The following is a 15,274-nucleotide window of genomic DNA, read 5'->3' as shown; positions in this document are numbered from 1 at the left end:
ATTAGTATCAGATATTAGTACTAGGTACTAAAAATAAGCATAAATATACTTTATCGGATACTCAGGGTAAAGTCAATGAGCGGGATAAAAAAATCTTGTCCAAAAGGGCTAAAGTGAAATTGCTATTACCGGTGTGCTGATCAGTCGGCTCTTCTTCCTATGCCAATGCTTGCACCCAATGCCTGCAAATATAGAGATTGCTGGGCTAAGTGATATTATGGATATGCATAATCATTCGCTAAATAACAATGTTTTGCTACGTCTCATTCCCCCCTCACCAATATTGTACCTTATTGCATATTGATGACTCCAATCTTATTAGGGGGCTTCTGAGGAAGACGCGGATTAGCTTGGCCGAAAGTTGTACTACGTAAGAGGTTTAGTTTAGCACCAGCTCTCCTATTACCTCGATACGGTAGCCAACCCGTATTTCATTATTATGGATAATAGTCGTGAATTTGGTCATTCTAATGCTATCGCCCACTGTGCGACGAATGATACTGAAGACGACGGGGAGTGAACGTAAACGCATGTTACAGGGTAAAAAAAAGCATGTCTGGATTATTCTAATCTGTATCGCATTGTTCTGCTCATCCACAACCACCGCTTTTGCCTATGGTAAAGGGGCTAAGGGACCTGATGTCTATGCGGTGCAAGGGATGCTGAAGTCACTTGGTTACTATAGCGGACCTATTACGGGCTACTATGGTAATCAAACTCAATCGGGTGTTAAAGCGTTTCAAAGCAGATATGGCCTTCCTGCGACTGGGAATGTAGATGATCAAACACTGCAATCCATCCTGTGGGCTTACGGTAATTTAAAAATTGCCAAGAAGCAGACACCAACACCAGCCCCTCCACCAGCTGCACCTATGCCTACACCTAAACCGCAAGTCCCATCGACTACGGAATTAACGGTGGAGGAGCAGCAAATGCTGGACTTGGTTAACAAGGAGCGTGCTGCTGTGGGGCTTTCCCCGCTAGCGGTCGATCCGGCGCTTACCAAAACGGCTAGACTAAAAAGCCAAGATATGGTCGATAACAAATACTTCTCCCACGACTCACCGACGTATGGCTCGCCATTCGATATGATGGAGAAATTCGGTATTACGTATAACGCGGCAGGAGAGAATATTGCTTGCAATCAAGGTGTACAAGCAGCTCATGAGGCGCTGATGAATTCTCCAGGACACAAAGCAAATATACTCAGCAAAGATTACACCCATATTGGGATCGGCATCGTAAACGGCGGTCCGTGTGGTAAAATGTTTACCCAGCAGTTTATCGGAAAATGAAAATGAAAAAAGAGCCCTTTGGGGCTCTTTTTTCATAAGTATAAAAATTAAGTGGCAGATACCGGCTTAATCGCTTCCGTCCACTCGGTGAATTTTTGTAGGGCAGCCCCTTGCTCAATCGCATGTCGGGCCAAATAAATACCTTCTTCAATGGATCCAGCCTTTTGGGAAACCCACAGACGCACAGCGCTGTTCAGTAAAACCATATTCAAGTAGGGGAGCTCGGCATCTCCGCGAAGAACGGATAGAGCCGTTTCTCCTTGCAGTTGAGCAGTCCATTCAACCTCCGGCACCTCGACCATTAATTCGTAAATCTCAGGATCAACAATGAATAATTCACTGGCGCCTTCTTGAATAAGGTATGTCCGTGTGCGTTTGTCAACGGAAAGGTCTTCGGAGCCTTCCATACCTTGCACAACAATACCGCGGGAGACGCCCAGTTCGATTAATAAATTGGTAATTTTCTCGAACACAGTGCCGTGAAATACACCGATAGCCATGAAGGGTGCTTCCGTAAAGCGCAGCAGTTTCTCTGCTGTGTTGAACACGGTCCGAAGACCGAGTTCCTTGCGCAGTTCGCGCAGCTCGCCGAGCGGTGCACACCAGCTCTCTGTTGGTGCGAACAAGAAGCCTGTTCGCGCTGCAGCTGATATGAGCGCTTCACGTGATGCGTCAAGCGCGGGTACATCAAGTGCCGCTAGCACATCGGACAGCGTGATGCCCCATTTGGGCGGCATGCTTGGACTGCCGTGCAGCGTAGTGGGAAGTCCGCAGGCCGCGAGAACGAACGCGGTCGGTAAAGTCGCAATGAACGTGCGTGAGCGTCCATCATAAGGTCCGGCGCAATCCATGCTGCCGGCTATTGGATAGGTATGGATACGCTGGCGCAAGGCATCGATGAAGGCCTTTAACTCTTCGGGAGATTCCATTTTGATGCGTTCTGCAACGAGAAATGCGCCCATTTGAGCCTGTGTAGCGGCTCCGGTTAGAATGAGCTCTGCTGCATGGGAAGCCTCTTCATAGGAAAGGTCTCTGGCTCCGCGCTTTCCGCGGCCTACTTCTTTTAATAAGGATATCATCGTTTGCGGCCTCCTTGTTTCTGATCCTTTAGTATTTGATACACCTTGACGATGGAGGTAGCAACGTCTACCATGCGTTTACGTTCATTCATGGCTTGTTTGCGTAAAAAATCATAAGCTTCTGCTTCGGAGATACCCTTGATTTCACATAAGATTCGCTTAGCCTGATCGACCCATTTGCGCTCCTCCAGTTTGGAGAGAAGCTGTTCGCGCTCTTGCTGCCATTCGGTTCGTTGGAAGTAATGGTTCATACCAAGGAGCAGTGCACAGTGAATTTCTAGAGGACTCATCGCAGAACCGATCAAACCATCAATACCTGCGTCCATTCTACATTCATTAGAAGGAAAAGTGCGGGCATCACACCACCAGAAAAGGGGAAGGCTGCGATGAGCCAACACGCGGGAGCGCCATGGCTCTACTTGATCAGGGCCTACTGATAATAATACGGCATCGACCTTGGGAATCATAAATGAAATTTCTTTTTCATTAGATGCTACATATATACGAAATCCCAAATCCTTCAGCATCGCTTCAGGCAAGGATTCCTTTTCATTATCCGTAACATTCATATTGGTAGTCGACGACGAAAAGGAGGTAGCTGAGCGAGTTTGTTTAAACTCGTCGATCAGAATAAATGATTGTAACATTTGAATACCTCCTATCGTGGATAGCTTCTGTTCAGATGGCAACTTCATGTTAGGTTTTATGGGTAAAATGATTTATTATACGGCATTACTATAGCATAAGTATCTAAAATTTGTCGATATGTATTAGAAATCTCACATAAAATTTTTTTGTGTTATGTTTATTGACACGAAGGGAATGTCATACTATAATCAAATTAGAAATCGGCACAATGATGTGCCACTAACGAAGGCAATGGCGCCTATCCCCTTACAAATACGTAACCGGATAGGCTATTTATGTTCTTTTAATTGCAAATCATCTAACATGCTGTTCACGATGAAGTGGCAGCAGTGGCAAAGAAGCCGATAAACATCCCGCGCATGCTGGGGTATGTTTGTCGGCTTTTTCTGTCAAGAACAGTCATCAGCAATTAAAGGATGGGAAGTAAGAAACAGAAGAAGGCGCTCAAAGCCTCATACAAAGGAGAGGGTATCATGGTCGATCGGAAGAGTTTTTTGCAAAGCGGTCACAAAGGTTCATTATTTAGTGCTTTCTTGTATTTTGACATGAGCTTTATGATTTGGGTTATGCTTGGACCGCTGTCGGTGCTTATTGCGAAGGATTTCTCTCTAGATGCTGCTCAAAAGGCGAATCTGGTGGCTCTGCCAGCACTTGGGGGCGCTGTTCTAAGACTCGTACTTGGCTATCTTACAGATCGAATTGGTCCCAAAAAAACAGCTATTATCGGTATGATATTAACGGTAGTTCCTCTGGTATTCGCTTGGAAAGTTGCAGATTCACTTAGTGACATGTATTTTGTAGCACTAATGCTGGGTATTGCAGGGGCCAGCTTCGCTGCCGCATTACCATTGGCAAGTCGCTGGTATCCACCTGAGTATCAAGGATTAGCGCTTGGCATCGCCGGTGCAGGGAATAGTGGAACGATCTTTGCAACATTATTCGCAAACCGACTGGCACAGCACTTTGGGAACTGGCACGTGGTCTTCGGATTAGCATTATTACCACTTATTCTGGTATTCCTTATCTTTATTTTTACAGCTAAAGACAGTCCCACTCAGCCGGCGCCAGCTAAACTTGCCGACTATGGGCGTGTTCTCAAACAAAAAGATACCTGGGTGTTCTGTCTCCTATATATGGTCACATTCGGCGGTTTTTCCGGTATGGCCAACTATTTAACGATTTTCTTCAATACCCAATATAAGCTTAGTCCGGTAATGGCTGCTGACTTTGCAACGATTTGTATTATTGCCGGCAGTTTTTTCAGACCAGTAGGCGGATGGCTGTCAGATAAAATGGGCGGTATACGCATGCTAATGACTCTGTACGGTGTGATTGGAATCATGCTTGCCATTGTATCGTCACTTCCAAGCTTATGGATAACGACGACCCTTCTCTTCATCGGTATGATGTGTATGGGGATGGGAAATGGAGCAGTGTTCCAGCTTGTTCCGCAACGCTTCTCGAATGAGGTTGGTATGATTACAGGGATCGTTGGAGCAGCCGGAGGTCTAGGCGGATACTTCTTGCCGAAAATTCTTGGTAACTTGAAGCTTTCAACAGGATCCTTTACCCCTGGTTTCCTAATTCTAAGTGCCATTGCTATTGCCTGTATCCTGATTATTGTTGTTGTACAAGGCAAATGGAAAAAATCTTGGATCGGCGAAGGCGGCAAAGTGAAGGCAGCTCCTGCTTCTATGGATAGTGTGCATGCATAAGTAATAGGTTCAAGCCGCTGGTCGTATGGCCAGCGGCATATAATTAAATGTTTTTGCGCATGCAGCTTGAGTGTTCAGGCTGCATGCGCAAAGACGTTTACGACTTACCGTCTTTGGAAGTTCAAATCGAACTTCTCAAGCTCCATATCCCAATTTTGCCATTTGGGAGCGTGAGCTCCCGAATGGCCCTTTTTAATCGGATGTGGAAAAGAAAAATGGGATATAGAGATAGATATATTAGAGAGGAAGATGGCAATGACTCAAAAAGAAAAATTGGTATTAGTAGGAAATGGAATGGCGGGTGTTAACGCTGTTGAACATTTGCTTAAACTTACACCTGACAAATATGAAGTTACGATTTTCGGAAGTGAACCGCATCCGAACTATAACAGAATCTTGTTGTCCTATGTACTTGCCGGAGATTCCAAAGTAGAGGATATCGTCATTCATCCCTATGAATGGTATGCGAATAACCACATCACCTTGCATACCAACCAAACGATAACAGACATTGATACAGCAGCTCAAACCGTAACGAGTGATAAGGGACTGACGGTTTCTTATGATAAATTGATTTTGGCTACAGGGTCTAACCCCTTTATGATTCCAATGCCTGGCGCTGATAAAGAAGGGGTTATGGCGTACAGAACCATTCGTGATTGTGAAATTATGATCGAGTCCGCTAAAAAGTATAAAAAAGCGATCGTGATCGGTGGCGGCTTATTAGGATTAGAAGCGGCGAGAGGTTTCCTAAACTTAGGTATGAAGGTTGATGTTGTTCATATTGTAGATACAATTATGGAGCGTCAGCTTGATCGAACGGCGTCCAAAATGCTGCAAGCAGCGCTTGAAGAGCAAGGCATCAACTTCCTGCTCGAGAAGCAGTCCGCGGAAATCGTAGGCGATAAGCGGGTAACCGGCTTGAAATTCAAGGATGGTACCGTTGCTGAAGCCGATCTTATCGTTATGGCTGTAGGGATTCGTCCCAATGTTGAACTTGCGAAAAAGGCTGGCGTTGAGTGCAATCCTGGCATCATTGTGAATGACTATTTGCAAACGAGTGTTCCAAACGTCTATGCGGTTGGGGAATGCGCGATGCATCGCGGGATTGCTTATGGATTGGTAGCGCCGCTCTACGAGCAAGGTGCTGTGCTTGCTAAACATTTGGCCGGCGTGGAAACTGGTCCTTATGAAGGATCTCTCCTTTATACGAAGCTTAAAGTTTCTGGTGTTGATGTATTCTCTGGCGGACAGTTCGGCGATGCGGAAGACACGAAAGCCATTCGTATTCATGATGAGTTCACCGGTGTTTATAAGAAAGTTGTGATTAAAGACAATAAAATCATCGGCGCGGTTCTCTTCGGAGATACGGCGGATGGTACGCGACTTATGCAAATGATTCGGGAAGAAACAGATGTTAGCGGCTTGGAAAAAACGGCCATTTTGACGGATTCATCCGGGGGCGGAGCGGCATCAGGTGTTGCTGACATGAAAGACGATGCCATCATATGCGGTTGTAACGGCGTTACAAAAGGAACAATTTGTTCAGCGATCAAGGATCAAGGGTTAACGACAGTTGATGAAGTGAAAAATTGCACGACAGCTTCTCGTTCTTGCGGCGGTTGTAAACCACTGGTTAGTGATTTGTTGGCATTTACACTAGGTGCTTCCTATGATAAGAACGCTGCGAAAGAGACGATTTGCTCTTGTACAGACCATACACGGGATGAAGTCGTTGCAGCGATTCGTGATAAAGGGTTATCCCATGTGCGGGAAGTGATGAACGTCCTTGGCTGGAAAAATGAAGAAGGCTGCTCGAAATGCCGTCCTGCACTTAATTATTACCTGGGTATGGTAAGTCCAGATACGTATAAAGACGACAGTACTTCACGTTTCGTAAATGAGCGTATGCACGCTAACATTCAAAAAGATGGAACGTATTCCGTAGTTCCACGGATATATGGCGGAGTAACTAATCCAACGGAATTGAAGCGTATTGCAGAAGTAGCTGAGCAGTTCAAAGTCCCTACTGTGAAGTTTACAGGTGGACAGCGTCTTGATTTGCTTGGTGTGAAGAAAGAAGATCTAACCGCAATGTGGGAAGCCTTGGATATGCCTTCCGGTTATGCTTACGGTAAAGCCTTAAGAACTGTAAAAACGTGCGTAGGTGAAACCTTCTGCCGATTCGGCACGGGAGACGCGATGGGGGTAGGTATCGAGCTGGAGAAACGTTTTGAACGCTTGAACACACCTGCCAAAGTGAAGCTGGCTGTATCTGGATGTCCTCGAAATTGTGCGGAATCAGGAATCAAAGATTTAGGCGTCGTTTCGGTTGATGGCGGTTGGGAGCTTTATGCCGGAGGAAATGGCGGTGTGAAAGTACGTGTTGGTGACCTATTAACTACAGTCAAGACGGAGCAAGAGATTATCGAATATACAGAAGCTTATCTGCAGTACTATCGCGAAACGGGTAAATATGGTGAGCGAACAAGTGAGTGGGTACACCGACTTGGTATCGAGCATATTCGTGATGTGGTGGAGAATGAGGAAGAGCGTAAACAATTGTGTGCTCGAATGGATCTAGCGCTTTCTGTGACGAATGACCCTTGGAAACAAGCAATTGATAGCAAAAAAATTCAACGTGACCTTTATGAAGTCGTAGAGCTTAACTAGAAAAAGAGGAAGTCGGGAGGAGCAGACTATGAAAACACAAGAAGAGCAAATGATTTGGGTGCAGGCCGTTTCTTATGATGAGTTAGCTGTTAACACAGGAAAAACGATTCGGTATCAAGGAGAAGAGGTAGCACTTTTCAAACTGAAAAGCGGTAAGCTTCAAGCCATCCAGAACCGTTGTCCGCATAAAGAGGGCGTCCTTGCAGAAGGAATTGTATGTGATGACCACGTCTTCTGCCCGATGCATGATCGCAAGATTCATCTTCCTTCCGGTCTCGTTCAAGCGCCGGATACGGGTTGTGTACAAACGTATTCAACGAAAGTTCATGATGGTACGGTATTTATTGGATTTCCGATAAACAAAGAATTAGCCTGCTAATACTTTGTTGACCGCGTAGCCCATTTAAATACATTGAGATTTCATAGAGAGCTTTATCATCGGGGGTGGAGTGCGTTGAAATCAGCACTATTGACATTACCTAAAGAACAACCCTCCTCCCATTGCTGCTTTTGCAGCATGCAGTGCGGATTGGAGATTACGCCGAGTGAAAAGACGTCAGGTCTCACGATTAAACCAAGCCCTAACTTTCCTGTGGCGACTAGCCGTCTTTGTCAGAAAGGATTGAATGCACTGGATCATGTGCTTCATGCCGATCGGATTCTTGAGCCATTGACGAGGGAGAATGGTGAGCCACGGCGGTGGCGAACGGTCTCTTGGGACCATGCGTTTGCAGACATTGCTGAACAGATTCAAGGAATTCAAGCAGCGCATGGCCGAGATGCCATTGGCGTTTATGGCGGAGGCTCGCTTACTAATGAAGTTAGTTACTTACTTGGTAAGTTCACCCGAGTAGCACTCAGGTCCAAATACATTGATTATAACGGAAGATACTGTATGTCCTCGGCGGCCGCAGCCAGCAATCAGGCTTTCGGTCTTGATCGCGGGATGACAATGCCTCTAACCGAAATTCCAAATGCCAAATATATCATTCTTGCAGGAACGAATATTGCGGAATGCCAGCCGACGATGATGCCTTATTTGCTTGAAGCAAAGAAAAAAGGCGCAGTGATCGTTACGATTGATCCGCGTAATACCATGACTTCGAAGGTAGCGGATATCCATGTTCGACTACAACCGGGATTCGATTCTGTTTTTATAAACGGACTCCTGCATGTCATGATAGAAGAGAAGCTCGTTCATCATCGATTCATAGAAGAACGTACGGTTGGGTTTGAGCAATTGAAGGAGGCTGTTAAGCCTTTCACTCCAGCGAGAGTGGAGGAGCTAACCGGCGTTCTAGAAGCTGTAATTCGTACGATTGCTCGTGGATTCGCCAAGGCGGAGACGGGGATTGTGCTTACAGCACGCGGTTTGGAACAGCAAGTAAATGGTGTAGAGAACACGCTGAATTACATTAATTTAGCCTTGATCACCGGTAAAATAGGGCGCAAAGGCTGCGGCTATGGCGCCGTAACAGGTCAAGCGAACGGGCAAGGCGGACGCGAGCATGGGCAAAAGGCGGACCAACTGCCGGGCTATCGTTTGATTGAGGACCCAGCTGCACGTGAGCATGTTGCCAAGGTATGGGGAATCGATCCGAGTGAGCTGCCTGGCAAAGGGGTTTCTGCTTACGAGCTGCTGCAAAAGATAGATGAAGGTGAAATCAAAGCCTTGATCGTTCTCGGATCGAATCCGCTGGTATCCAGCCCTAATAATCGGATGGTGGAGCGGGCTCTGCAGAAGCTGGAGTTGCTTGTTGTCGTTGACATGTTCGAAACGGAAACGGCGCGTTACGCTCATTATTTATTACCAGGGTCATCCTTTGCGGAAGCAGAAGGTACGATGACCAATCTGGAAGGACGTGTGTTTCACCGCCAGAAAGCGATGGAGCTTCCAGGAAACAGCAGACTTGATTTCCATATTATTTGTCAGCTAGCGGAAGCGTTGGGTAGGGGAGCCTATTTTCAATATGCGGGTATTGAAGATGTGTTTCGCGAGTTAGCAGCTGCTACGGCTGGAGGGAAAGCGGATTACAGTGGCATTACGTATGGGCGGCTTCAGGAGGAGAAAGGCATATTCTGGCCGTGCCCAGCTCCAGACCACCCGGGAACACCGCTATTATTCGAGAATCATTTTAATCATTCCGACGGCAAAGCCAGATTGTTCGGTATTAAGCCGAAAATGCCGGCAGAACCAATCGATTCAGATTACCCCATTGTGTTAACAACGGGGAGGCTGGCGAATCATTATTTAAGCGGCGCACAAACACGTCGAACGGAAGCTCTTAATAAGAAGGCTCCCGTTCCCGTTGCCGAGATTCATCCGTGGCTTGCTAAGAGAATCGGACTGAGTATGGATAACAAGATCCGCATTACAAGCCGCCGTGGATCCTTGGTTTTCGAAGTCAAAGTGACGGAAGGTATTCAGCCTCGTACGGTTTTTGTGCCCTTTCATTGGGGCGATGAGCATTCGATTAATCAATTAACGAATGATGCGCTGGATCCCACGAGTCGGATGCCCGAGTTTAAAATATGCGCAGTAAAAGTGGAGCGTGTCGAGTAGACCGCACTCAGCTTAGTTGGCTTGGCCAAAAAACTAAGTTGATGCGGTCTTTTTCTGTGGGTATAGAGAGGTATGAGCTTACAAAGCATGCTTTTTTGAAATCGAATATACAGTAAGATTGGCATATTCGGCGATAAGAGGAGCCATCTGGCGAAAGCCGATTTTCCCTCCGGTAAGGGGTTTCCCAAATGTTTTTCCGTCATCGGTCCAATGAATGACAGTCAGATCATTGATGGCGAATAAAATTTCACTTCCCCATTTAAACAATTTCATTCGGTATGGACCTTTGGCATCGGTTACAGACGGGATCGGATCTCCGCCCTGCGAAACCAGATGAAAGCCATAGCTTTTACGCAGATTGCACGTATGAAAACTCCGCTCCTCTTCTTCCTTGCGTCTGAAGTAGGATACATGGAAAGCATCGATATCTCCATGGTGATATTGGTCGTACGCACCTGATCTTACCGAAAGCCGGCTGTCAAACAAATCCTCACCACGGATCCCTTTTACGGCAAAAAACAAAATGCAAAGCCCCGGCTCATGAATCGGCCAAAAATCCCAAGTGATCGCGATGTTGTCTGGAAATTCAATCGGACACCAATAAACAAAATTCGATTTTTGCTCAAGCTTTGGGTCAAGCTTATTTTCCAGCCGCATTCGATTCAGTGGAAAACTGGCAGCGGCCTGCCCTTCCAATTTGAAATCAAACACATCACTTTCCATGGCTAAAGGATTTTGATATAAAAGCTCATCTAGCATAAATATTTCGTTCCAATCCATGTTGTACGTCATCCTCACTCAACGATTGGTGTACTACTTATCTTTTGATCCAAACAAGGTTATAAGGCTGCTCCAATCTCCGCCCAACGCCTTCCAAAACCAGGAGCGCTGCTGTTCAGGAAGCATCGAAGGCGGAACTCTGGAATCCCAAGGCATTCGCGAGAACGGCCTTGGGTTCATTTTGGCTTCTTGAGGCTGAAAAGGAATTACTTTCAACTTATAGCCTGTTTCATCGAGAGCAATTTCAGGATTTCCATAGTTTTTGACCCAACCAACGGCTGCCGTCTGATGCTCTTTTTTTACATGCTGAAAGTCTGGATCTTCCGCTAAATCAATAAGCTCATGCGGATCACTAAGAAGATTGTACAGCTCTTCGTAACCGCCATTCTGATAAAAGAGGTATTTCCACTCTTTGCTGCGGACATGGAGCATATAGTTGGGTGCCACATAGAATTCAGAACAGACGACATCTCGGCGTACCGAGGAAGGTTCCGTGAGCAGTTCCAATAGATCCAAACCCGACCTTCCGTCGTAATTGCAATTTTCACTGGTCCGATTAACCAGAGTAGGGAAAATATCGAGGAGGGTAGTCAATTCATCACAGCGGGTACCCGGATGAATAACGCCAGGCCACCATGCTAACATCGGGATGTGCAAACTGCCCTCGTGCCCTAAGTTTTTAAACCATAATCGGTGGTCGCCGAGCAATTCTCCATGATCCGATGTGAAAATAACGAGTGTATGATCCGCCAGCCCCTCTTCCTCTAGCGTTTGCATGATCCGACCTATTTGTTCATCGATAAACGTAATGTTGGCATAATAATATGCCCTGTTTGTGAGATTAGCGTACTCCGAGTACAAATCGGCTTCCATGGCTTGACGATGCGATTTCAAATAAGGATTTTTCGAAGTTCCATCCTTATCGGAAACCCAAGGCCTCGGCATTTCTTCCGGAGCATATAGATCCGTCAAGTGTGAAGGACAATCGAAAGGAGCATGAGGCTTGACGAACGACGTCCATAAGAAAAAAGGTTTGTCTGAGGGTCTTTCCGTTTTTAGCCACTCTACCGTTCGATCCCCGCACCATTGTGTGATATGAAGCTCTTTGGGTAGGCCGTTCACAAGCGGCTTTAGTTCGTTATAACCGATCTCTGGAGGTTTCTCCCACCCCCAGGCATCATGCTCCATCAGGTATCGGTCATAATCATCAAAGCGGATATCCTGTATCCGTTCAGCTGTACGTACGCCCCTCATTTCTTCCGATAAAATGAGATGATCCATGCCATACGTTTGCTCATCTGGTGTAAAATGCATCTTTCCGATCGCCTGATTGTGATATCCTGCTTTGGACAAATAAGCCGCTATCGACTCATCGGTGGCAATAGCAGAGGCTGATTCGTTATTGAACACATGCGTCTTTCCCGCAGCAAACCCCGTCATCGTGCAGGCTCTGGCAGGAGCACAGAGAGGGTACGGGGTAATCGCATTTTCGAATACTGCACCTTCGCGCGCCAACCGATCCAAATGCGGCGTCTGAATCGTTGTATTTCCGTAAACCCCCAACGTATCCCATCGCTGCTGGTCCGTAAAGATGAGAAGCAGATTCGGTTGTGTCTTCATGTAACTGGCATCTTGGGTAAAGATTCGAATTCCGGCATGTCGACCATGTACAAGTTTCCATATCCCGACATATCACTCGTAAATAGCACATGCTTACCGTCCGGGCTTAGCCTCGGATGAACGTGAAGAATTTGCGAATGGAAACTTCCACGATGCTTACATAGAATACGTGGACCATTAAACCCGGATCCGTCATTCCGCCATACCTGCAGCGTATCCTGGAATTGCTGTCCATGATAAGCGCTCGTTTGCTGACCGTCACCGATAACAAGTGATAGATCATTTGAATGTACATGCATATTTTGAAAAGGAAATTCGTACTGCTGGGCCTGACTGTTATCAAAAAGGACAGCCCCAATTATTTTCCCGGTGTGATCCTCAAGAGAATTGGTAAAACCGTGGTAGCCGATATGAATGCCGTCTGCCAGCCAATATTCGTGGCCGACATATTCATTAGGCTGCTTATCCTTTACCTTCCAATATTGGCCGGTTGCGATATCCAACACCCAGATCCGATGATCGATCTGCTCCCAAGGCCCTTCATGGCAAAATGTCAGCAGATGTGCTTGCGTTGGTGACGTATTGACGTGGCCGATCCAAAGCTGGTCCTCATGAAGCTTAATCACTTTCCCGTTGACAGGGGAAACCGCCATAATCATACTGTGCGGCTTCGCACGGAAATACTCCTCAAAACCCAAGTAACCGTTCTTGGTATCCATCGCGATACGGTCCGTTAAATCCTCATTCAGACCGAAGCATAACCACTGCCCGTCTGGGGTGCAGCTCAAGCTGCCGAATTTATATGTTTCGGGAATCGAATAGAGAATACGTTCTTCCATCGTTCCCAGGTCAATTGCCATAATCGAGTTGTCATAGTAGAAATAGGCCTCATGTCCATCAGGATGAAGAAAGGTCCCTTGAATCCGTGATTCACGGCCGCGTTCCAAATCCGTTAATTGGGTAATCACGCCATCGTGCATATCGATGCTGTATAGATTGGTAACATTCTCGCGATCCGATCCAAAGATCAACTTCCCATCTCCATAGAAGCCGTTATTCGTAAAATAAATATGGTGACTGTGAGAGCAGTGATTCGTTAACTGAGTTACGGTTACGCCTGTTATCAGATCTGTAAAACAACGCCTTTCCGAAGGCCAAACGGATCCTTTTCCGCTTCTAGCTCTTGTCATTGTCATCGTTTCTGCTCCTTTGGTTATAACGTTATTCGTTCCACCCGGAACCCTTTCGAAATAAAGTCCAGTCCTACTGAGCGACTGGACCTTATCATCAAAGAGTACTTCTATTCGCTTAACTTACTTAGCCTTACTTGCAGCGTAGGCTTCGGTGATTTCTTTTGTATAGTCGTCACCGCCACTCTTTTTCCACAAATCCATGTCGGCTTTAAAGCCGGCTTCATCAATTTTGCCGACAATAAATTTAATTCGTGCGTCTTCCACCATTTGATCCAACTGCGCGCCTTTTTGCGTATAGGTTGCCGTTGTAAATGGTTCTCCGGGATTTGTAACAATAATTTTTTCATTTGCTTTTTGTACTTCAATTGACTTCGTGCGAAGCGGTGTAGACGGTTTGAACATGTCATTTATAATGTACGGGATCGAAGATAAGATCTGGTTCATATTCTTGTTATTAATATCAGGGGCCATCGGATCAGTTGGAACAATAAGAATAACTTGTTTGCCGTCTTCAACTTTATAATGAACACCTTCAATACCAAAGTTGAGTAACGCTTGCATATCTTTATCGTTGGTTTTATCCAAGAAAGTAAGCACTTTCTTCAGGTCGGCTTCTGTTTTAACGCTAGATTTGGAGATGAGGAACATGCCGTTGTGTCCAGCTGTCGGTTGATTATGAAGACCGGTAGGGCCGCTTACAGCGCCAATTAAATCTATACTGCCCTTCGGATTGACTTGTTTCATTTTCTCTTCAATCTGATAGGAACGTTCTGTGACGTCAACCGCTACACCCGCTTGTCCGTTAATAATCGGATCATTCCATTTGGCCGAATCATACACCGCAAAATCTTGGTTGATTAACTTCTCATCATAAAGTTTTTTGAAAAATTTGAGCGCATCCATGTATTCCGAAGTCAAATGAGCAGGAACCAGCTTACCGTCTTTCTCAGCCCATTTATTCGGAGCACCGAACCAAGTTTGCATGATATCAAAGGGTCCCGCATATTTGGTTATGACCATGCCATACGTATCATTTTTGCCGTTTTTATCAGGATCATTGGTGGCGAATGCCTTTAACATCGCGTAAAATTCATCGATCGTCTTCGGTTCCTTCATGCCTAAATTATCAAGCCAGTCCTTACGGTAGCTGATTCCCATTCGTCCGATCGGGCGGGATACATAAAGGCCATAGAATTTACCGTTTACCGACGTATTGTTAAGAACAGTGGGGTTCGCTTGTTTAAGATTCGGATAATCTTTGAGATAAGGGCCTATTTCCCAGAATGCGCCTCCTTTGATGGCGTTGGCAACAGCAGGCAATTTCGCATTATTAACAAATAGAAGAGAAGGAATAGAGCCGGAAGCAAGCGTAATGTTCAGTTTGTCGTTATAGCTTGCATCAGGAACAAATTGGAAATCCAGCTTCGTGTTCGTATATTCTTCAACTTTTTTCCATACTTTACTTTCCGGGGTAGCTGTATCATTGTAGTAGCTCTTTAACATGATACTGACGGGGAATGGCTTTTCTTTGGCTGCGGTCGTCGCTCCTGCCGTTGCTTTGGATGTGTCTGTCGCTTTAGACTCATTGGTACTCGAGCTGCACCCCGCTATAACTGTGACTGCTACTATGATGCTAGTAGTGGCAAGCAATGGTTTTTTCTTTTTTTCCCAATTCATATTCATGTTCCTCCCTTTTTCTTATCAAAAA

General features: G+C 45.9%; 11 protein-coding genes. 5 read left to right on the top strand and 6 right to left on the bottom strand.

Annotated elements, in window-relative coordinates; genetic code table 11:
• Positions 1 to 530 precede the first annotated feature (530 nt).
• Positions 531 to 1,295 carry a peptidoglycan-binding protein gene (locus ASD40_RS27155; RefSeq protein WP_057306214.1) on the top strand — a complete coding sequence of 255 codons (765 nt, stop codon included), beginning with the start codon at positions 531 to 533 and terminating at the stop codon, positions 1,293 to 1,295.
• Positions 1,296 to 1,342: 47 nt separating this feature from the next.
• Here the strand turns inward: ASD40_RS27155 and ASD40_RS27150 are convergent, their stop codons facing one another.
• Together ASD40_RS27150 and ASD40_RS27145 are read right to left on the bottom strand one after the other, a co-directional pair.
• Positions 1,343 to 2,374, bottom strand: coding sequence for an anthranilate phosphoribosyltransferase (locus tag ASD40_RS27150; RefSeq protein WP_057306213.1), 1,032 nt, complete (start codon positions 2,372 to 2,374; stop codon positions 1,343 to 1,345).
• Positions 2,371 to 3,021: an ANTAR domain-containing response regulator gene (locus ASD40_RS27145; RefSeq protein WP_057306212.1), complete on the bottom strand. Its 651-nt coding sequence runs from the start codon at positions 3,019 to 3,021 to the stop codon at positions 2,371 to 2,373. Before ASD40_RS27145 ends, ASD40_RS27150 begins: the two co-directional genes overlap by 4 nt.
• Positions 3,022 to 3,495: 474 nt before the next feature.
• On the opposite strand from ASD40_RS27145, the gene ASD40_RS27140 reads away from it, so the two are divergent.
• The 4 genes from ASD40_RS27140 (at position 3,496) to ASD40_RS27125 (ending at position 9,973) form a co-directional block, all read left to right on the top strand.
• Positions 3,496 to 4,737 (top strand): nitrate/nitrite transporter, encoded by a 1,242-nt coding sequence (locus ASD40_RS27140; protein WP_057306211.1) that lies wholly within the window; start codon positions 3,496 to 3,498, stop codon positions 4,735 to 4,737.
• A 255-nt stretch (positions 4,738 to 4,992) separates the two neighbouring features.
• The gene (gene nirB, locus ASD40_RS27135) at positions 4,993 to 7,410 is read left to right on the top strand and encodes a nitrite reductase large subunit NirB (protein WP_057306210.1); all 2,418 of its coding nucleotides are present in this window, start codon (positions 4,993 to 4,995) and stop codon (positions 7,408 to 7,410) included.
• 28 nt (positions 7,411 to 7,438) lie between these two features.
• Positions 7,439 to 7,789, top strand: coding sequence for a nitrite reductase small subunit NirD (gene nirD, locus ASD40_RS27130; RefSeq protein WP_063860271.1), 351 nt, complete (start codon positions 7,439 to 7,441; stop codon positions 7,787 to 7,789).
• 75 nt (positions 7,790 to 7,864) lie between these two features.
• A complete protein-coding gene (locus ASD40_RS27125) occupies positions 7,865 to 9,973 on the top strand; it encodes a molybdopterin oxidoreductase family protein (RefSeq protein ID WP_057306209.1) in 2,109 nt (702 codons plus the stop codon).
• A gap of 78 nt (positions 9,974 to 10,051) precedes the next feature.
• On the opposite strand, the gene ASD40_RS27120 is transcribed toward ASD40_RS27125, so the two are convergent.
• The 4 genes from ASD40_RS27120 to ASD40_RS27105 all read right to left on the bottom strand — a co-directional run bounded on the left by ASD40_RS27120 (position 10,052) and on the right by ASD40_RS27105 (position 15,243).
• Positions 10,052 to 10,753, bottom strand: coding sequence for a DUF1961 family protein (locus ASD40_RS27120; protein ID WP_057306208.1), 702 nt, complete (start codon positions 10,751 to 10,753; stop codon positions 10,052 to 10,054).
• 33 nt (positions 10,754 to 10,786) lie between these two features.
• Positions 10,787 to 12,373 (bottom strand): sulfatase family protein, encoded by a 1,587-nt coding sequence (locus ASD40_RS27115; protein WP_057306207.1) that lies wholly within the window; start codon positions 12,371 to 12,373, stop codon positions 10,787 to 10,789.
• Positions 12,370 to 13,569 (bottom strand): oligogalacturonate lyase family protein, encoded by a 1,200-nt coding sequence (locus ASD40_RS27110; RefSeq protein WP_057306206.1) that lies wholly within the window; start codon positions 13,567 to 13,569, stop codon positions 12,370 to 12,372. The genes ASD40_RS27115 and ASD40_RS27110 overlap by 4 nt, the downstream gene beginning before the upstream one ends.
• A gap of 117 nt (positions 13,570 to 13,686) precedes the next feature.
• Positions 13,687 to 15,243 carry an extracellular solute-binding protein gene (locus ASD40_RS27105; protein WP_321166585.1) on the bottom strand — a complete coding sequence of 519 codons (1,557 nt, stop codon included), beginning with the start codon at positions 15,241 to 15,243 and terminating at the stop codon, positions 13,687 to 13,689.
• Positions 15,244 to 15,274: the final 31 nt, after the last annotated feature.

Source organism: Paenibacillus sp. Root444D2, from assembly GCF_001426375.1.
Taxonomy (GTDB): Bacteria; Bacillota; Bacilli; order Paenibacillales; family NBRC-103111; genus Paenibacillus_E.
This window is presented reverse-complemented; position numbering and strand designations above follow the sequence as displayed.